The organism is Variovorax sp. CAN15, from assembly GCF_030462475.1.
Taxonomy (GTDB): Bacteria; Pseudomonadota; Gammaproteobacteria; order Burkholderiales; family Burkholderiaceae_C; genus Variovorax.
Map to the genome: position 1 here is coordinate 30,527 of NZ_JASMRZ010000015.1, position 19,434 is coordinate 49,960.

Sequence of the window (19,434 nt, forward strand, 5' to 3'; positions counted from 1 at the left end):
GAATGGCTTCGATTCAATCCCATAGAGAGGGTGAAAAGTGAGCATTACCGGTACCCTGATCGTTCAGATGATCGTGTTCCTGATCCTGGTCGGGTTCACGATGAAGTACGTGTGGCCGCCGATCGCGAAGGCGCTGGACGACCGCGCCGCGAAGATCGCCGAAGGCCTCGCTGCCGCCGACAAGGCCAAGTCCGAGCTGTCCGCCGCCAACAAGCGCGTGGAAGCCGAACTGGGTCAGGCGCGCAACGAGTCCGCGCAACGTCTTGCCGACGCCGAACGTCGCGCCCAGGCCATCGTTGAAGAGGCCAAGGCCCGCGCGACCGAGGAAGGCAACAAGATCGTTGCAGCCGCACGCGCCGAAGCCGACCAGCAGGCGCTGAAGGCCCGTGAAGCCTTGCGCGAGCAGGTCGCGGCACTGGCAGTCAAGGGCGCAGAGCAGATTCTGCGCAAGGAAGTGAATGCGGGCGTTCACGCCGATTTGCTCGCCCGTCTGCAGACCGAACTCTGATAGAAGCCATGGCAGAACTCGCCACCATTGCACGCCCCTACGCCGAGGCGCTCTTCAAGGCGTCGTCGTCCGACGTCGCCGGAACCAGCGCCTGGCTCGAACAGATTGCCGCCATCGCGGCCAATCCGGAGCTCCAGCAGTTCGCCGACAACCCCAAGGCCACGGCCGAACAGGTGGTCGGCGTGGTCGCCGGTGCATTCGGTGCACCGCTGGCCGCCCCTGCCCAGAACTTCCTGTCCGCGCTCCTCGAGAACGGGCGCTTTTCGGTGCTGCCGGAAATTGCGAAGCAGTTCCGGGCGCTCGCCAACGCGAAGAGCGGTTCGTCCGACGCCGTGGTCTACAGCGCCTTCCCGATCGAAGCCGCGGCACTGGCCAACGTGTCGGCCGCGCTCGAGAAGCGCTTCGGTCGCAAGCTCCAGGTCTCGGTTCGTCAAGAACCCGAACTGATCGGCGGCATCCGTGTGGTGGTCGGCGACGAGGTGCTCGACACCTCCGTCAAAGCGCGCCTTGAACAAATGAAAGTTGCGCTGGCGGCCTGACGGTTTCCAGTCCTCTACTTGTAGCCTCAAAGAAAGAAGGAAAGAGTCATGCAACTCAATCCCGCAGAAATTTCCGAACTGATCAAGAGCCGCATCGAGGGCCTCGGGGTCAGCGCCAACATCCGCAACGAAGGCACCGTGGTGTCGGTGACGGACGGCATCGTGCGCGTGCATGGCCTGTCCGACGCGATGCAGGGCGAAATGCTCGAGTTCCCGCCCACGGCAGACGGCACCCCGTCGTTCGGCCTGGCGCTGAACCTTGAGCGCGACTCCGTCGGCGCCGTGATTCTGGGCGAGTACGAGCACATCTCCGAAGGCGACACCGTCAAGTGCACGGGCCGCATCCTGGAAGTGCCCGTGGGTCCCGAGCTCATCGGCCGCGTGGTGAACGCACTGGGTCAGCCGATCGACGGCAAGGGTCCGATCAACGCCAAGATGACCGACGTGATCGAGAAGGTCGCGCCCGGCGTGATCGCACGCAAGTCCGTCGACCAGCCGATGCAGACCGGCCTGAAGTCCATCGACTCGATGGTGCCCGTCGGCCGCGGCCAGCGCGAGCTGATCATCGGCGACCGCCAGACCGGCAAGACGGCCGTGGCAATCGACGCGATCATCAACCAGAAGGGTCAGAACATGACCTGCGTCTACGTTGCGATCGGCCAGAAGGCTTCGTCGATCAAGAACGTGGTGCGCGCGCTGGAACAAGCCGGTGCCATGGACTACACGATCGTGGTTGCGGCTTCCGCTTCGGAATCGGCGGCCATGCAATACGTGTCGGCCTACTCGGGCTGCACGATGGGCGAATACTTCCGCGACCGCGGCGAAGACGCGCTGATCGTCTATGACGACCTGTCCAAGCAGGCTGTTGCCTACCGTCAAGTGTCGCTGCTGCTGCGCCGTCCGCCGGGCCGCGAAGCCTATCCTGGCGACGTGTTCTATCTCCACAGCCGTCTGCTCGAGCGCGCCGCCCGCGTGAACGCCGACTACGTCGAAGCCTTCACCAAGGGTGAAGTCAAGGGCAAGACCGGTTCGCTGACCGCGCTGCCGATCATCGAAACGCAAGCCGGCGACGTGTCCGCCTTCGTTCCGACCAACGTGATCTCGATCACCGACGGCCAGATCTTCCTGGAAACCAACCTGTTCAACGCAGGTATCCGTCCCGCCATCAACGCCGGTATCTCGGTGTCGCGCGTGGGTTCGTCGGCCCAGACGAAGATCATCAAGGGCCTGTCCGGCGGTATCCGTACCGACCTGGCGCAGTACCGTGAACTGGCTGCGTTCGCGCAGTTCGCATCCGATCTCGACGAAGCCACCCGCAAGCAGCTCGACCGCGGTGCCCGTGTGACCGAACTGCTGAAGCAGCCGCAGTACAGCCCGCTGCCGATCTCGCTGATGGGCGCGTCGCTGTTCGCCGTGAACAAGGGTTTCATGGACGACCTCGAAATCAAGCAGGTGCTGCCGTTCGAACACGGCCTGCATCAGTTCCTGAAGTCCAGCCACGCCGCACTGCTCGACAAGATCGAGAAGGCCAAGGCTCTCGACAAGGAATCGGAAGCCGAACTGCTGGCCGCCGTTACCTCGTTCAAGAAGTCGTTCGCCTGATCGACGCCTTGACCGACGCAAGAAGGAGCTCTCATGGCAGCTGGTAAGGAAATCCGCGGCAAGATCAAATCGGTGGAAAACACCAAGAAGATCACCAAGGCCATGGAAATGGTCTCGGTTTCCAAGATGCGCAAGGCGCAGGAACGCATGCGCGCCGCTCGCCCCTACAGCGAAAAGATCCGCAACATCGCGGCCAATCTCGGCAAGGCGAACCCGGAGTACACCCACGCTTTCATGAAGACGACCGATGCCAAGGGCGTCGGCTTCATCATCGTGACCAGCGACAAGGGCCTGTGCGGCGGCTTGAACACCAACCTGCTGCGTGCCGTCACGGGCAAGCTGCGCGAAGCGCAGGCAGCGGGCAACGTGGTCGAGTCGGTCGCCATCGGCAACAAGGGCCTGGGGTTCCTGAACCGCATCGGCGCCCGCGTGGTGGCCCATGTGACGCAGCTGGGCGACACGCCGCATCTGGACAAGCTCATCGGGCCGGTCAAGACGCTGCTGGATGCCTACGCCGAAGGCAAGCTGTCGGCGGTGTACCTGTGCTACACGAAGTTCATCAACACCATCAAGCAGGAGCCGATGGTGGAGCAGCTGCTGCCGCTGAAGGCCGAGACGCTGCAGACCGAGCCGGGCCATCATTCGTGGGACTACATCTACGAACCCGACGCGCAGAGCGTGATCGACGAGCTGCTGGTGCGCTACGTGGAATCGCTGGTGTACCAGGCCGTGGCCGAGAACATGGCGTCCGAGCATTCGGCGCGCATGGTGGCCATGAAGGCCGCGACCGACAACGCAGGCAACGTGATCAACGAGCTGAAGCTGGTCTACAACAAGACCCGCCAGGCCGGCATCACGAAGGAACTGTCGGAAATCGTGTCCGGCGCCGCCGCCGCGGCGGGCGTTTGATTGAAGCAATGCAACAGGCCGCGTTGCTGATCAGGGGCGTTCCGCGCCCCTGATAACCCAAGGCATTTTTTAGGGGACTCTGCGCAAAATGAAAAAGATGCTTGCTCTGGTGGTTGTTGCGGCCGCTCTGACCGCCTGCTCGAAGAAGGAAGAGGCGCCCGCGCCTGCTGCACCGGCTCCCGCCGCTGCACCTGCGGCCCCGGCGCCCGCTCCTGCAGCAGCGCCGGCGGCTGCTCCCGCCGCAGCTCCGACGGCATCCGCCGCCGATCTGCCGCAGGAATGCAACGACTACCTGGCCAAGGTGCAGACCTGCGTTGCTTCGCAAAGCGGTGCCGCTGCCGACGCCATGAAGGCGAGCCTCGACCAGACGAAGGCCACCTGGGCTTCGATGGGCGCCGACAAGGCTGCGCTGGGTCAGGCCTGCAAGGCTGCTTCGGACGCCTTCGCCGCACAGGCGACGGCCATGAAGTGCTGATGAAGAAGAGCTGAAGGCAACGACGGCAAAGAGAAACTCAAGGATGCCGGCTCGTCCGGCCTTCTTGCAAAAGCGGCCCGTCTTGGCAGCAGGACGCTTCTGCAAGAACCTGTCGCAAATTTATTGAGATCCATCCAGAAGGAAACGCCATGGCTGAAGGAAAAATTGTCCAATGTATCGGCGCCGTGGTCGACGTGGAGTTCCCGCGTGACCAGATGCCCAAGGTGTACGACGCCTTGAAGTTCGAAGGCGGTGGCCTGACTCTCGAAGTTCAGCAGCAGCTCGGCGACGGCGTGGTGCGCACCATTGCACTGGGTTCGTCCGACGGCCTGCGTCGCGGCCTGATCGTGACCAACACCGGCGCTCCCATCACCGTGCCGGTCGGCAAGGCCACCCTGGGCCGCATCATGGACGTGCTCGGCCGCCCGATCGACGAGCGCGGCGACGTGGGCCAGGAGCTCACCGCTTCCATCCACCGCAAGGCTCCCGCCTACGACGAACTGTCGCCCTCGCAGGACCTGCTGGAAACCGGCATCAAGGTGATCGATCTGGTGTGCCCGTTCGCCAAGGGCGGCAAGGTGGGGCTGTTCGGCGGTGCCGGCGTGGGCAAGACCGTGAACATGATGGAGCTCATCAACAACATCGCCAAGGCTCACTCGGGTCTGTCGGTGTTCGCAGGCGTGGGCGAACGTACCCGCGAAGGCAACGACTTCTATCACGAGATGGCCGACTCCGGCGTCGTGAACCTCGAGAAGCTCGAGGACTCGAAGGTGGCCATGGTCTACGGCCAGATGAACGAACCCCCGGGCAACCGTCTGCGTGTGGCGCTGACCGGCCTGACCATCGCCGAGTCGTTCCGCGACGAAGGCCGTGACGTTCTGTTCTTCGTGGACAACATCTACCGCTACACGCTGGCCGGTACCGAAGTGTCGGCTCTGCTGGGCCGCATGCCTTCCGCCGTGGGCTACCAGCCGACGCTGGCCGAGGAAATGGGCCGCCTGCAGGAGCGGATCACGTCGACCAAGGTCGGCTCGATCACCTCGATCCAGGCCGTGTACGTTCCCGCCGACGACTTGACCGACCCGTCGCCCGCCACCACCTTCGCCCACCTGGACTCGACCGTGGTGCTGTCGCGTGACATCGCTTCGCTCGGCATCTACCCCGCCGTGGACCCGCTGGACTCGACCTCGCGCCAGCTCGACCCGAACGTGGTCGGTGAAGAGCACTACAACGTGGCCCGCGCCGTGCAAGGCACGCTGCAGCGCTACAAGGAACTGCGCGACATCATCGCCATTCTGGGCATGGACGAACTGGCTCCCGAAGACAAGCTGGCCGTGGCCCGCGCCCGCAAGATCCAGCGTTTCCTGTCGCAGCCGTTCCACGTGGCCGAAGTGTTCACGGGCTCGCCCGGCAAGTACGTGCCGCTGGCCGAAACCATCCGTGGCTTCAAGATGATCGTGAACGGCGAAGCCGACCACCTGCCGGAACAAGCGTTCTACATGGTGGGCAGCATCGACGAAGCGTTCGAGAAGGCCAAGAAGGTCGCTTAAGAAGGAATCACCATGGCAGGCACCATTCATGTGGACGTGGTCAGCGCGGAAGAGTCGATCTTCTCGGGCGAAGCCAGGTTCGTCGCGCTGCCCGGTGAAGCCGGTGAGCTCGGCATCTATCCGCGCCACACCCCGCTGATCACGCGCATCCGCCCCGGCGCCGTGCGCATCGAAACCGCCGACGGCAAGGAAGAGTTCGTCTTCGTGGCCGGCGGCATTCTCGAAGTGCAGCCGAACGCCGTCACCGTGCTGTCCGACACCGCGATCCGCGGCAAGGACCTCGACGACGAGAAGGCCAATCAGGCCAAGGCCGCAGCCGAAGAGGCGCTGAAGAACGCGAAGAGCGACATCGACATCGCGATGGCCCAATCCGAGCTGGCCGTGATGGCCGCCCAGATCGCCGCGCTGCGCAAGTATCGTCAGAAGAAATAAGCTCCCCTCCCGGAGCACAAAGGAAAGCCGCCCGCGAGGCGGCTTTTTTCCGTCTGCTCTGTTCTTTGTCGTATCTCCATTTGGCCTGAATTAGGCCGAAGTTCGGCCTTGTCCGGCTGAAGCCCGCCGCCTAGTATTCGCCTTCGTCCAGCAGCCACGGTTGCGGACGCAAGACAAAGAACACCGGAGACAAGGACGGCGCGTGGCACCCTGGAGTGGCATCACTGCGGACGAAATGCGTTTGCTGGAAACGACCTTCTGGTCAGCCGGCGGCTCGCGCCATGCCATGGCTGAGCAGCTGGGCTTTTCGAAGAGCAAGGCAAACGGGCTGATCGCCGGCCTCGTCGACCAGGGCCTGCTCGCCGAAGCCGGCCTGCAGCGCTCCTCGGGCGGACGCCGCCCCGAAAACCTCCAGCTTCATGCCGGGCTCGGCGTGCTCATCGGCGTCGACATCGGCGCCACCAGCCTCGACGTGGCCGTGCTGCGGCCCGACCTCAGCGTTCTTGCCCAGCACGACGAACCCGCCGACGTGCGCGAAGGCCCGGCCGTGGTGCTGGCACGCGTGCGCGCGCTGATGCGCGAACTGCTGGCCCGGTGCGGCCACGGCCCCAAGGACGTGCTCGGCATCGGCATCGGCGTGCCTGGTCCGGTCAACTTCGAGATCGGCCAGCTCGTGAACCCGCCGCTGATGCCCGCCTGGGACAGCTTCTCGATCCGCGACTACCTGCGCGAGGACTACGCCGCGCCCGTCTTCGTCGACAACGACGTGAACCTCATGGCGCTCGGCGAGCTGTGGCGCCTCAAGCGTTCGCTGCAGAACTTCCTCGTCATCAAGATCGGGACCGGCATCGGCTGCGGCATCGTCTGCCACGGCCAGGTGTACCGCGGCGCCGCCGGTTCGGCCGGCGACGTGGGCCACATCTGCGTCGATCAGGAAGGCCCGCGCTGCCACTGCGGCAACCTCGGCTGTGTCGAGGCGATGGCCGCCGGCCCGGCGATCACGCGCATGGCGATGCAGGCGGCCGAGGCCGGCGAGAGCGCCGCACTGGCGGAAGTGCTGCGCCAGCACGGCCGCATCGATGCGATCGACGTGGGCCAGGCCAGCCGTGGCGGCGACACGGCCGCCAACGCGATCATCCAGCGCGCGGGCAGCCTGATCGGACAGATGCTCGCGTCGGTCGTCAACTTCTTCAACCCGTCGCATGTGTTCATCGGCGGCGGCATCACGCGCATCGGCCCGCTGTTCCTCGCGGCCGTGCGGCAGAGCGTTTACCAGCGCTCGCTGGCGCTCTCCACGCGGCATCTGGAAATTCAGTACACGCCGCTGGGCATGCAGGGCGGCCTGATCGGCGCCGGCGTGCTCGCGATGCAGGAGACCCTGAAGGCCCGCGGAGTGGCACCATGAACGCGGCCGAGAACATCAAGGGCAGCGTCGCCGTCGAGTTCGATGGGGTGGTGAAGGCCTTCGGCCCCGTGCAGGTGCTGCACGGCGTGAGCTTTGCGCTCGCGCCCGGCCGCGTCTACGGCCTGCTCGGCGAGAACGGCGCGGGCAAGTCCACGCTGATGAAGATCCTGGCTGGCTACGAGCCGCTGAGCGGAGGCACGCTGCGCGTCAACGGACAGCCGCAGCAGTTCGCGAGCTCGCGCGATGCCGAAGCACTCGGCATCGTGCTGATCCACCAGGAATTCAATCTCGCCGAAGACCTGAGCGTGGCGCAGAACATCTTCCTCGGCCACGAAAAAAAGAAGGGCTGGCTGCTCGACGACGCCTCGATGGAGCGCGACGCCGCCACCGCACTTGCAGCAGTGGGCCTGAACATTGATCCCCGCACCAAGGTGCGAAAGCTCATCGTCGCCGAGAAGCAGCTCGTCGAGATCGCGAAAGCCATCGCTCGCCGCGCGCGCCTGCTCATCATGGACGAGCCCACGGCCACGCTGACGCCGGGTGAGACCGAGCGCCTGTTCAAGCTCATCGCCCAGCTGCGCGGCGATGGCGTCACCATCGTCTATATCTCGCACAAGCTCGACGAAGTGGAACAGGTGACGGACGAAGTCATCGTCATGCGCGACGGCCGCTTCGTCGCGCGTGCGCCCACTGCCGAAGTCACGCGCCAGCAGATGGCCAACCTCATGGTGGGCCGCGAACTGGCCGACCTCTACCCGCCACGCGACGTGGTCGTCGCCGCCGACGCGCCCGCCATGCGCGTGCGCAGCTTCTGCGTGCCCGGCTGGGCGCAGGACGCGAGCTTCGAAGTGCGCCCCGGCGAGATCCTCGGCTTCGCGGGCCTCGTCGGCGCGGGCCGCACCGAACTCTTCGAAGGCCTGCTCGGCCTGCGCCCCGCGAGCGGCAGCGTAGAGATGCTCGGCAAGCCCGTGCCCCACGACAAGGGCTGGCGCAACCCGCGCGATGCCGCGAAGCACGGCCTCACCTACCTCAGCGAAGACCGCAAGGGTAAGGGCCTGCACGTCAACTTCGGCCTGCGCCAGAACCTCACGCTGATGGCGCTCGAGCGCTACGCCCAGCCCTGGCTCAGGCCCGAGGCCGAGCGCGGTGCGCTGGCCGGGGCGGTGAAGGACTACGGCATCCGCACCGGCTCGCTCGACGTCAAGGCGTCGTCGCTGTCGGGCGGCAACCAGCAGAAGCTCGCGCTCGCCAAGGTGCTTCAGCCGCAGCCCAAGGTGGTGGTGCTCGACGAGCCCACGCGCGGCGTCGACGTGGGCGCCAAGCGCGACATCTATTTCCTGATCCAGCGACTCGCCCGCGAAGGGCTCGCGGTGATCGTCGTCTCGTCGGAGCTGATGGAGCTGATCGGCCTGTGCCACCGCGTCGCGGTGATGCGCGCGGGCCGCATCGTCGCCACGCTCGACGCGGACCATTTGACAGAAGAGGAGCTCATCGCTCATGCCACCGGAACCAGATGAGCTCACCCCCAGGCTTCGCGCACTTCGTGTCGCTGCGCCAACCCCCTTGCAGGGAGCAACACCAGCGGCCCGGCGAAGCCGGTTCCGCGGTGTTTCCCGAATGAGCTTCGCTGCGCTCGCTGCCGAGTTGCAACTGCAATTGCACGCCCTCACGAATCGATAAAGACATGGCCTCCACTTCCGATTCCGCCGAAACAACGCACCGTGCCGAGACGAAGCCGCGCTGGACCGAGCGCCTGCACGGCCTCGGCCCGGTCATCGGCCTCGTGCTGCTGTGCATCGCCGGCACCCTGCTCAACAGCGACTTCGCGACCGTCGACAACGCGATGAACGTACTCACGCGCACGGCCTTCATCGGCATCATCGCGGTGGGCATGTGCTTCGTGATCATCTCCGGCGGCATCGACCTGTCGGTGGGCTCCATGGCCGCGCTCATCGCGGGCAGCGTGATCATGTTCATCAACTGGGCCGGCCCGGCCTCGGGCTCGCCGCTGCTGGCGGTGGTGATGGGTGCGGTGCTGGCGGTGGTGCTCGGTGCGGTGTTCGGCCTCGCGCACGGCCTGCTCATCACCAAGGGGCGCATCGAGCCCTTCATCGTGACGCTGGGCACCCTGGGCATCTTTCGCGCGTATCTCACGTACTTCGCCGATGGCGGCGCGCTCACGCTCGACAACGATCTGTCGGACCTCTACGCGCCCGTGTACTACGCGAGCCTCGCGGGCATTCCGGTGCCGGTATGGGTGTTCGTGATCGTCGCCATCGTGGGCGGCCTGATCCTCAACCGCACCGCCTACGGCCGCTACGTGCAGGCCATCGGCTCGAACGAGCAGGTGGCGCGCTACGCGGCCGTGGACGTCGACCGCGTGAAGATCCTCACCTACGTGCTGCTCGGCGTGTGCGTGGGGATTGCCACGCTGCTGTACGTGCCGCGGCTGGGCTCGGCCTCGCCGACCACCGGCCTGCTGTGGGAGCTCGAAGCCATCGCCGCGGTGATCGTGGGCGGCACCGCGCTCAAGGGCGGCGCGGGCAGCATCACCGGCACCGTGGTGGGCGCGATCCTGCTCTCGGTCATCAGCAACATCCTGAACCTCACCAGCATCATCAGCGTGTACCTGAACGCGGCGGTGCAGGGCTTCGTGATCATCATCGTCGCGTTCCTCCAACGCGGCAGGCGCTAGTTCTTTTCCGTTCCGTTCCATCAACCAAGAGGAGACATCCAGCATGACGACTTTCACCCGACGCCTCGCACTCACCGCGGTTGCCGCCGCCGCGTTCGCCAGCCTGCCCGCGCTCGCCGCGGAGAAGGTCAACCTCGGCGTTTCGATTCCGGCCGCCACGCACAGCTTCATGGGCGGCATCAACTACTGGGCCAACCAGGCGAAGAAGGACCTGGAGAAGGAGCACAAGGACCTGAAGATCACCATCAAGACGGCGGCCAACGCGCCCGAGCAGGCCAACCAGCTGCAGGACCTGTCGACCGTCACCAAGATCAACGCGCTGGTCGTGTTCCCCTTCGAGTCGGCCGCGCTGACCAAGCCGGTGGCGCAGGTCAAGGCCAAGGGCGCTTACGTGACCGTGGTGGACCGCGGCCTGACCGACACCAGCGCACAGGATGCGTACGTGGCCGGCGACAACACGGCCTTCGGCAAGATCCCGGCCGAATACATCGTGAAGCAGCTCGGCGGCAAGGGCAACGTGGTGGCGCTGCGCGGCATCGCGACCACGCTCGACAACGAGCGCATGGACGCCTTCAACGCCGTGCTCAAGGGCAGCCCCGACATCAAGCTGCTGGATGCCAAGTACGCGAACTGGAACCGCGACGACGCCTTCAAGGTCACGCAGGACTACCTCACGCGCTTCAAGAACATCGACGCCATCTGGGCCGCCGACGACGACATGGCCGTGGGCGTGCTCAAGGCCATCGAGCAGGCCAAGCGCGACGACATCAAGATCATCTTCGGCGGCGCGGGCGCCAAGGGCATGGTCAAGACCATCATGGACGGCAAGGACAAGCGCATCACCGCCGACGTGAGCTATTCGCCGAAGTTCATCTACGACGCGATCAAGCTCACGGCCGAGGCGCGCCTGAAGGGCGAGAAGCTGCCGGCGACCACGATCATTCCTTCGGTGCTGATCACCAAGGAAAACGCCAAAGAGTTCTATCACCCGAATTCGCCGTTCTGAGGCGTCTTGCTCCCTCTCCCCTTGGGGAGAGGGTTGGGGTGAGGGTCGACGGCGATGGCAAAGGCTGTGTGCGTGCAACCGCCGATGCCCTCACCCTAGCCCTCTCCCAGAGGGAGAGGGGACAGTTACCACGAACACCGAGACGATTGATGACCGACACACCTCCCCGCAAACTGCGCTACGCCATGGTCGGCGGCGGCCGCGACGCCTTCATCGGCGCCGTGCACCGCAAGGCCATGGCGCTCGACGGCCAGATCGAACTCGTGGCCGGCGCGCTGTCGTCGAGCCCGGACAAGGCACGCGCCTCGGGCCGCGACCTCGGCCTGGCCGATGACCGCAACCACGGCGACTGGCAGGCGCTGCTGGCCGACGAGCTGAAGCGCCCGCAGGGCGAGCGCATCGACTTCGTGTCGATCGTCACGCCCAATCACGTGCACTTCCCGGTGGCGCAGGCCTTTGCCGAAGCGGGCTTCCACGTGGTGTGCGACAAGCCGCTGGTGCACACGCGCGAGCAGGCCGACGCGCTGGTCGCGACCGTGGCGAAGCAGGGCACGGTGTTCGGCGTCACCTACAACTACACCGGCTATCCGATGGTGCGGCAGGCGCGCGAGATGGTGCGCTCGGGTCTGATCGGCGAGGTGCGCAAGGTCGTCGTCGAATACAACCAGGGCTGGCTCGCGAGCCACGTCGAAGGCAGCGGCGGCAACAAGCAGGCCGACTGGCGCACCGACCCCGCACGCAGCGGCGCGGCCGGCGCCATCGGCGACATCGGCTCGCACGCCGAGAACCTCGTGGCCACCGTCACCGGACTGCAGATCGAAAGCCTCTGCGCCGACCTTGGCGCGCTGGTGCCGGGCCGCATGCTCGACGACGACGGCAGCCTGCTGCTGCGCTTCGAGGGCGGCGCGCGCGGCGTGCTCGTGGCCTCGCAGATCAACACCGGCCTGGAAAACGACCTGCGCCTGCGCGTGTCGGGCACGCTGGGCACGCTCGAATGGCACCAGGAGCAGCCGAGCCGGCTGGTGCACCTGCCGCACGACGGGCCACTGCAGGTGCTCACGCGCGGCGCGCCATGGCTGTGCGATTCCGCGAAGCGCGCGAGCCGGCTGCCGGCGGGGCACCCGGAAGGCTTCATCGAAGCCTTCGCGAACGTGTACGCGGGCGTGGCGGCGGACATCCGCGCAAGGCTCGAAGGGCGAGTAGCCGACCTGCTGGCCGCCGACTATCCGCGCGTGGAGGACGGCGCGCGGGGCGTGCGCTTCATCGAACGCACGGTGGCTTCGGCGAAAAGCGAATTAAAGTGGACGCCCTGGTAGCGCGCGGTGCGCTGCCCGGGCCTTCATGACACCTCCAGCGTCCGACGCCACATCCTCCGCCTCTTCTTCCGCCCCGTCGTCCCCATCGGCGGTGCCGCCATGGCTCGCGGCCCTGTGGAAGCGCAGCATCACGCTCTTCCCCCTGAAGCTCGTCGGCAACACCGTCGCCACGCTCGGCTTCTTCCCGCTGTACTTCTGGATCATGAAGAACGCGGGCCAGGCCTGGGTGCTGCCCCTCACGCCCGTCGACCGGCTGATCGCCTTCTGGCCGTGGCTGCTGCCGGTGTATCTCTCGCTTTGGGGCTACATCGCGCTGCCGGTGCTGCTGGCCAGGGACATGCGCGAGCTGACGGGCTTTTCGCTGGGTTGCGCGGCCATGACGCTGCTGGCGCTGCTTGTCTTCTGGTTCATGCCCACGGCGATTCCCAACTTCGTGGTCGAGACCACGCCGGGCACCTCGCTGCAGTTCCTCAAGATGGTCGACTCGGCCGGCAATGCCTTTCCCTCGCTGCATGTGTCGTTCTCGGTGTTCAGCTGCGTGGTGCTGGCGCGGCAGTTGCGAACGGTGGGGGCGCCGCTCTGGCTGCGCGCCCTCAACGTGGCCTGGGCCGCGGGCATCGTCTATTCGACGATGGCGGTACGCCAGCATGTGCTGATCGACGTGCTCGGCGGGCTCGCCCTGGGCGTGGCGTTCGGCTTCGCCACGCGGCAACGCACGGCGACGGGAACGCCGGGGGCGTAGGCCGATCGCGGTATTCCGTCGTGCCGGAGCGCGCGGTAAAACCCGGGCGTCACTATTCGAAGGAGCGGGAGCCCGCCATGAAAATTCGCCTGTCCGCCGTCATTGCATGCATCGCGGCCGGTGTTGCCGCGTGCCCTGCGCTCGCGCTCGACTTTCCTTCCCGCAAGCCTGGCCTCTGGGAAATCCAGACCCAGACCGGAGAAGCCACTGGCAAGAGCGCGGGCCACGGCGGCACCCACACCGTGCAGCAGTGCATCGACGCCGCCACCGACAAGGCCTTGCGCGACATGGGCCAGGGCATGGGCAAGGACCTGTGCTCGAAGCAGGAGCTGCGCACGGACGGCGGCAAGCTGGTCGTGGATTCGGTCTGCAAGATCGGCAACACGGTCGCCAGCACGCACGCCGTCATCAGCGGCGACTTCAACTCCGCCTACCGCATGGAGAGCAAGTCGACCTACAACCCGCCGCTGATGGGGCGCGCCGAGGGCACGAGCGCCATGGAAGCCCGATGGATCGGACCCTGCAAGGCCGATCAGAAGCCGGGCGACATGGTCATGCCCAACGGCATGAAGATGAACGTGCTGGACATGATGAACAACCGGCCGAAACGCCCCTAGCGTGAACCGGATGGCGGCCGGCCGGTAGGCGCCCGCCCACAACGTTTCGCGCCCGCTGCGCTGCGGCGCGAAACCCCGGCAGCGCCTACGATGGCGTGCCATGCCCTCCGCAAAGCAGGAAGAAGACCTCCTCGTCGTCGCCAGGCCCGAGGGCCTGTATTGCCCGCCCGGCGATTTCTACATCGACCCCTGGCGGCCCGTGGCGCGCGCAGTCATCACGCACGCGCACTCCGACCACGCGCGCCCTGGGCATGCGCACTACCTGGCCCACGTCGACAGCGCCGGCACGCTGCGCGCGCGCCTGGGCCGCGACATCCCGCTGCAGACGCTGCCTTACGGCGAAGCCATCGAGCACCACGGCGTGCGCGTCTCCCTGCACCCGGCTGGCCATGTGCTGGGCTCTGCGCAGGTGCGGCTCGAGCACGGCGGGCGCGTGTGGGTGGCCTCGGGCGACTACAAGACCGAGCCCGACGGCACCTGCCCGCCCTTCGAGCCGGTGCCCTGCGACACCTTCATCACCGAATCGACCTTCGGCCTGCCGATCTACCGCTGGCCCGCGCAGGCCGTGCTTTTCGCGCAGATCGACGCATGGTGGCGCGCCAATGCCGAAGCAGGGCGCGCCTCGGTGCTGTTCTGTTATGCCTTCGGCAAGGCGCAGCGCATCCTGCACGGCGTGGACGCGAGCATCGGGCCCATCGTCGTGCACGGCGCGGTGGAGCCGCTCAATGCCGTGTACCGCGCGGCCGGCGTGGCGCTGCCGCCCACCCTGCGCGCCGACGACGCGGATGTCGACGCCGCGCTGCTTAAGCGCGCGCTGGTGCTCGCACCGCCCTCGGCACAGGGCTCGCCGTGGATGCGACGCTTCGGCAACTACGCCGACGCCTTTGCCAGCGGCTGGATGCAGCTGCGCGGAACGCGCAGGCGGCGCGGCGTGGACCGGGGCTTCGTGATGTCCGACCACGCCGATTGGCCCGGCCTGCAGCAGGCCATTGCCGGCACGGGCGCCGAGCGGGTTTTCGTCACGCACGGCAGCGTGCAGGTGATGGTGCGGTGGCTGGGCGAGAACGGCCTCGACGCACAGGCCTTCAGGACCGAGTACGGCGACGAGGACGACCAGGAAACTTCCCGAGGGTCGGGGAGCGGGCAGACGGCGTGCGATGCAGACGCCGGCAGCCCCCATCCCGACCTTCCCCCAGCGGGGGAAGGAGAAGCACCGTGAAAGCCTTTGCCGCGCTGTACAACGAGCTCGACGCCAGCACATCGAGCCTCGCCAAGCAGGCCGCCTTGCAGCGCTACCTGCGCGAGGCCGACGCAGCCGACGCCGCCTGGGCCGTCTACTTTCTCGCGGGAGGCAAGCCGCGCCAGCTGGTGCCCGTGAAGCTGCTGCGACTGCTCGCGCAGGAAGCGGCCGGCCTGCCCGAGTGGCTGTTCGACGAGAGCTACGACGCGGTGGGCGATCTCGCCGAAACCATCGCGCTGCTGCTGCCTCCGCCGAGCGAGGCGCACGAGCTTGGCCTCGCGGGCTGGGTCGAGCAGCACCTGCTGCCGCTGCGCGATGCCGCCAAGGCGGCGCCCGATCAGCTCGCCGACCGCCTGCGTGCGCAGTGGCGGCAGCTCGCGCCCGAGGAGCGGCTGGTGTACTTCAAGCTCATCACCGGCGCGTTCCGCGTCGGCGTGTCGAAGCTGCAGGTCACGCAGGCGCTCGCGGCCGTGGGAGGCATCGACGCCAAGCGCGTCGCGCAGCGGCTCATGGGCTACACGCACATCGGCGGGCGGCCGCAGGCCGACGACTATCGCGCGCTGGTCGCGGCCGAGTCGGGCGCCGAGCAGGAGCAGAAGACCAGTGGCCAGCCGTACCCCTTCTTCCTCGCGCATCCTTTCAACCAGCCGCTGGAGCAGTTCGACGCAGTGCTGGGCCCGCCGTCGGACTGGATCGTCGAATGGAAGTGGGACGGCATCCGCGCGCAGCTGGTGACGCGCGCCGGCACGGTATGGGTGTGGTCGCGCGGCGAAGAGCTGGTGACCGAGCGCTTCCCCGAACTCGCCGCGCTCGGCGAGGCGCTGCCCGACGGCACGGTGCTCGACGGCGAGATTGTCGTCTGGCGTGAAGGCCGCGTGCAGCCCTTCGCCGAGCTGCAGAAGCGCATCGGCCGCAAGACGCTGGGCGCGAAGCTGCTGCGCGACATTCCGGTGGTGCTGCTGGCCTACGACATCCTCGAATGGGAAGGGCGCGACCTGCGCGCGCTGCCGCAGTCGCAGCGCCGCCTGCTGCTCGACGAACTCGTCGGGCGCATGGACCACCCCTCGCTGCTGCCCAGCCCGATGCTCACAGGCCCCGACTGGCCCGATCTCGCGCGCCAGCGTGAAACGGCGCGCACCATGGGCGTCGAAGGGATGATGCTCAAGCGCCGCGACGCGCAGTACGGCGTGGGCCGCACCAAGGACGTGGGCGTGTGGTGGAAGTGGAAGATCGATCCGCTGAGCGTCGATGCCGTGCTCATCTATGCGCAGCGCGGCCACGGCCGGCGCGCCAGCCTCTTCAGCGACTACACCTTCGCCGTGTGGGACGGCCCGCCGGAGCAGGAAGACCGCAAGCTCGTGCCCTTCGCCAAGGCCTACTCGGGCCTCACCGATGCCGAGATGGCGCGCGTGGACGCGATCATCCGCAAGACCACGGTGGAGAGCTTCGGGCCGGTGAAGAGCGTCAAGCCCACGCTGGTGTTCGAGCTGGGTTTCGAGGGCATCGCGCACAGCACGCGGCACAAGAGCGGCATCGCGGTGCGCTTTCCGCGCATGCTGCGCTGGCGCGAGGACAAGCCGGTGGAAGAGGCCGATACCCTTCAGACGCTGGCGGCGTTGCTGCCGACATGAGCAGCCCGAAGGATCCCGCTTCGCTCCCTCCCCCTCTGGGGGAGGGCGGGGGTGGGGGCACGCGGCCTGCCAAGAGCGAGCGGTCTGCTGAAGGCCGTCTGCCCCCATCCCAGCCTTCCCCCAGAGGGGGAAGGAGCAAGGCCGTCAAGACAGCGCTCGACGCATGGTTCGCCGAACGCGGCTGGAAGCCCTTCAAGTTCCAGCGCGAGGTCTGGAAGGCGATTGCCGAAGGCAGGTCGGGCCTGCTGCACGCCACCACCGGCGCGGGCAAGACCTACGCCGTGTGGCTCGGTGCGCTGCTCGCCTTCGCGCGGGCGCGAAAGGCGGGTGCGTCCGCGAACGCAAGGCCCGTCGCCGAGCCGCTTACCGTGCTGTGGCTCACGCCGATGCGCGCGCTGGCCGCCGACACGCTGCGCGCCCTGCAGCAGCCACTGGAAGCCCTCGGCGCCGAGGTGCATCCGTGGAGCGCCGGCGCCCGCAGCGGCGACACCAGCTCGGCCGAGCGCAGCGCGCAGAACCAGCGCCTGCCCACGGTGCTCGTCACCACGCCCGAGAGCCTTTCGCTGCTGCTCGCGCGGGCCGATGCGCGCGAAGTGCTCGGGCATGTGCGCATGGCGGTGGTCGACGAATGGCACGAGCTGCTGGGCAACAAGCGCGGCGTACAGGTGCAGCTCGCGCTCGCGCGGCTGAAGCGCTGGAACCCGGGCCTCGCGGTCTGGGGCATGTCGGCCACGCTGGGCAACCTGCACGAGGCGATGCATGCGCTGCTGGGCCGTGAAGACGGCGTGCTGGTGCAGGGGCAGGTGCCGAAGAAGCTGGTCATCGATTCGCTGCTGCCCGGCGTCGCCGAGCGCTTTCCTTGGGGCGGCCATCTGGGCCTCACGATGCTGCCGCAGGTGATCGAGGAGATCGCCGCGAGCAGCACCACGCTGGTCTTCACCAACACGCGCTCGCAGGCGGAGATCTGGTACCAGGCGATGCTGGAGGCCAGGCCGGAGTGGGCCGGCCTCATCGCGCTGCACCACGGTTCGCTCGACCGCGAGGTGCGCGAATGGGTGGAGCTGGGCCTGAAGAACGGCGAGCTGAAAGCGGTGGTCTGCACCTCGAGCCTGGACCTGGGCGTGGACTTCCTGCCGGTGGAGCGCGTGCTGCAGATCGGCTCGCCCAAGGGCGTCGCGCGGCTGCTGCAGCGCGCGGGCCGTTCGGGCCATGCGCCGGGCCGGCCTTCGCGCATCACGCTCGTGCCCACGCACAGCGTGGAGATGGTGGAAGGCTCGGCCGCGCGCGTCGCCATCGCGGCCGGGCACATCGAGGCGCGCCATTCCCCCGAGCAGCCGCTCGACGTGCTGGTGCAGCACCTGGTGACGGTGGCGCTGGGCGGCGGCTTCGTGCCCGACGAGCTGTACGAGGAGGTGCGCGGCACGGCTGCCTACGAAGGCCTCTCGCGCGAGAGCTGGCAGTGGTGCCTGGAGTTCGTGGCGCAAGGCGGTCCGTCGCTCGCGGCCTATCCGGACTACAAGCGCGCGGTGCCCGACGCCGAGGGCGTCTGGCGCGTGCCCGATGCGCGGCTCGCGCGGCGGCACCGCATGAACATCGGCACCATCGTGAGCGACGCGAGCATCTCGGTGCAGTACCTCGGCGGTTCGAAGATCGGCAGCGTCGAAGAGAGCTTCGTCGCGCGCATGAAGGCCGGCGACTGCTTCCTGTTCGGCGGGCGCATGCTGGAGCTGGTGCGCATCCACGACATGACGGCCTGGGTGCGGCGCGCGAGCGGCAAGCGGGCCGCGGTGCCGCGCTGGGGCGGCGGTCGCATGCCGCTGTCGAACACGCTGGCCGACGCGGTGGTGCAGCAACTCGCGCAGGCCGGCGAGGGACGCTACGACTCGCCCGAGCTGCAGTGCGTGCGCCCGCTGCTGGAGATACAGCAGCAGTGCTCGGCACTGCCCACGCCGCAGACGCTTCTGGCCGAGACCCTGAGCACGCGCGAGGGCTCGCATCTGTTCCTGTATCCCTTCGCGGGCCGGCACGTGCACCTCGGGCTCGCGAGCCTGCTGGCGTGGCGCGTCGCGCAGCACGAGGCGCGCACTTTCTCCATCGCGGTCAACGACTACGGCTTCGAGCTGCTGAGCGCGACCGAGGTCGACTGGCCGGCACTGTTGCCGCAGGTGCTGACGCTGCCGCAGGGCGAAGGCGCACGAGAGATGCTGCTGCACGAAGTGCTGGCCTCGCTCAACGCCAGCGAACTCGCGCAGCGGCGCTTTCGCGAGATCGCGCGCGTCTCGGGCCTCATCTACCAGGGCTATCCGGGCGAGAAGCGCAGCGGCAAGCAGCTGCAGGCTTCGTCTTCGCTGTTCTGGGAGGTGTTCCGCAAGTACGACCCCGGCAACAGGCTGCTGCGGCAGGCCGAGCAGGAGCTGCTGGCGCAGGAGCTCGAGATCGGCCGCCTGCGCGCGAGCCTCGAACGCATCGCCACGCAGCAGCTGGTGCTGAAGCCGCTCGCGCGGCCCACGCCTTTCTCGTTTCCGCTGATGGTCGAGCTGTTCCGCGAGAAACTGTCGAACGAGAACGTGGCCGACCGCATCGCGCGGATGGTCGAGCAGCTCGAGAAGGCCGCGGGCGGCGTGGTCACCGCCGGAGGCGTGGAGCGGGTGAGGGGGACCCTGGCTTTCGGGCAGGAAGGGCCGGGCAAGCCGCCGAAGCCGGTGGGCCAGCGGCGCGACCGCAGGCGACCGTCGCGGCCGTCAAGGCCGCTGCCGCCGCTCTGATG

At 67.4% G+C, this 19,434-nt stretch carries 17 protein-coding genes; all 17 read left to right on the top strand.

The annotated features are described in order from the left end of the window. Window positions 1-37 precede the first annotated feature (37 nt). The 17 genes from QMO14_RS13050 to QMO14_RS13130 all read left to right on the top strand — a co-directional run bounded on the left by QMO14_RS13050 (window position 38) and on the right by QMO14_RS13130 (window position 19,432). Window positions 38-508, top strand: coding sequence for a F0F1 ATP synthase subunit B (locus tag QMO14_RS13050; RefSeq protein ID WP_301507636.1), 471 nt, complete (start codon window positions 38-40; stop codon window positions 506-508). 8 nt (window positions 509-516) lie between these two features. Then, the gene (locus QMO14_RS13055; RefSeq protein WP_301507637.1) at window positions 517-1,047 is read left to right on the top strand and encodes a F0F1 ATP synthase subunit delta; all 531 of its coding nucleotides are present in this window, start codon (window positions 517-519) and stop codon (window positions 1,045-1,047) included. A gap of 48 nt (window positions 1,048-1,095) precedes the next feature. Further along, window positions 1,096-2,649 (top strand): F0F1 ATP synthase subunit alpha, encoded by a 1,554-nt coding sequence (gene atpA, locus QMO14_RS13060; protein ID WP_301507638.1) that lies wholly within the window; start codon window positions 1,096-1,098, stop codon window positions 2,647-2,649. A gap of 33 nt (window positions 2,650-2,682) precedes the next feature. After that, window positions 2,683-3,558 carry a F0F1 ATP synthase subunit gamma gene (gene atpG, locus QMO14_RS13065; RefSeq protein ID WP_301507639.1) on the top strand — a complete coding sequence of 292 codons (876 nt, stop codon included), beginning with the start codon at window positions 2,683-2,685 and terminating at the stop codon, window positions 3,556-3,558. Between the two features lie 88 nt (window positions 3,559-3,646). Continuing rightward, window positions 3,647-4,033, top strand: a complete 387-nt coding sequence (locus tag QMO14_RS13070) for a hypothetical protein (protein ID WP_301507640.1) — start codon at window positions 3,647-3,649, stop codon at window positions 4,031-4,033. Between the two features lie 149 nt (window positions 4,034-4,182). Further along, window positions 4,183-5,583, top strand: coding sequence for a F0F1 ATP synthase subunit beta (gene atpD / locus QMO14_RS13075; RefSeq protein WP_301507641.1), 1,401 nt, complete (start codon window positions 4,183-4,185; stop codon window positions 5,581-5,583). A gap of 12 nt (window positions 5,584-5,595) precedes the next feature. Beyond that, window positions 5,596-6,015, top strand: coding sequence for a F0F1 ATP synthase subunit epsilon (locus QMO14_RS13080; protein ID WP_125952254.1), 420 nt, complete (start codon window positions 5,596-5,598; stop codon window positions 6,013-6,015). Window positions 6,016-6,250: 235 nt separating this feature from the next. Beyond that, complete coding sequence (locus QMO14_RS13085) at window positions 6,251-7,420, top strand: ROK family protein (RefSeq protein ID WP_301507642.1); 1,170 nt, start codon at window positions 6,251-6,253, stop codon at window positions 7,418-7,420. After that, window positions 7,417-8,937 carry a sugar ABC transporter ATP-binding protein gene (locus tag QMO14_RS13090; protein ID WP_301507643.1) on the top strand — a complete coding sequence of 507 codons (1,521 nt, stop codon included), beginning with the start codon at window positions 7,417-7,419 and terminating at the stop codon, window positions 8,935-8,937. The genes QMO14_RS13085 and QMO14_RS13090 overlap by 4 nt, the downstream gene beginning before the upstream one ends. 167 nt (window positions 8,938-9,104) lie before the next feature. Then, on the top strand, window positions 9,105-10,115 hold the full coding sequence (locus QMO14_RS13095; RefSeq protein ID WP_301507644.1) for an ABC transporter permease: 1,011 nt from the start codon (window positions 9,105-9,107) through the stop codon (window positions 10,113-10,115). Window positions 10,116-10,158: 43 nt separating this feature from the next. Continuing rightward, entirely contained in the window at window positions 10,159-11,121 is a 963-nt protein-coding gene (locus QMO14_RS13100; RefSeq protein WP_301507645.1) for a substrate-binding domain-containing protein, read from the top strand. A gap of 149 nt (window positions 11,122-11,270) precedes the next feature. Beyond that, window positions 11,271-12,437 (top strand): Gfo/Idh/MocA family protein, encoded by a 1,167-nt coding sequence (locus QMO14_RS13105; protein WP_301507646.1) that lies wholly within the window; start codon window positions 11,271-11,273, stop codon window positions 12,435-12,437. 25 nt (window positions 12,438-12,462) lie between these two features. Then, window positions 12,463-13,179, top strand: coding sequence for a phosphatase PAP2 family protein (locus tag QMO14_RS13110; protein ID WP_301507647.1), 717 nt, complete (start codon window positions 12,463-12,465; stop codon window positions 13,177-13,179). Between the two features lie 77 nt (window positions 13,180-13,256). Continuing rightward, on the top strand, window positions 13,257-13,796 hold the full coding sequence (locus QMO14_RS13115) for a DUF3617 family protein (protein ID WP_301507648.1): 540 nt from the start codon (window positions 13,257-13,259) through the stop codon (window positions 13,794-13,796). 100 nt (window positions 13,797-13,896) lie between these two features. Further along, the gene (locus QMO14_RS13120) at window positions 13,897-15,015 is read left to right on the top strand and encodes a ligase-associated DNA damage response exonuclease (RefSeq protein ID WP_301507649.1); all 1,119 of its coding nucleotides are present in this window, start codon (window positions 13,897-13,899) and stop codon (window positions 15,013-15,015) included. After that, window positions 15,012-16,667 (top strand): ATP-dependent DNA ligase, encoded by a 1,656-nt coding sequence (locus QMO14_RS13125; RefSeq protein WP_301507650.1) that lies wholly within the window; start codon window positions 15,012-15,014, stop codon window positions 16,665-16,667. Before QMO14_RS13120 ends, QMO14_RS13125 begins: the two co-directional genes overlap by 4 nt. Continuing rightward, a complete protein-coding gene (locus tag QMO14_RS13130; RefSeq protein WP_301507651.1) occupies window positions 16,664-19,432 on the top strand; it encodes a ligase-associated DNA damage response DEXH box helicase in 2,769 nt (922 codons plus the stop codon). The genes QMO14_RS13125 and QMO14_RS13130 overlap by 4 nt, the downstream gene beginning before the upstream one ends. The last annotated feature ends 2 nt before the right edge of the window (window positions 19,433-19,434 follow it).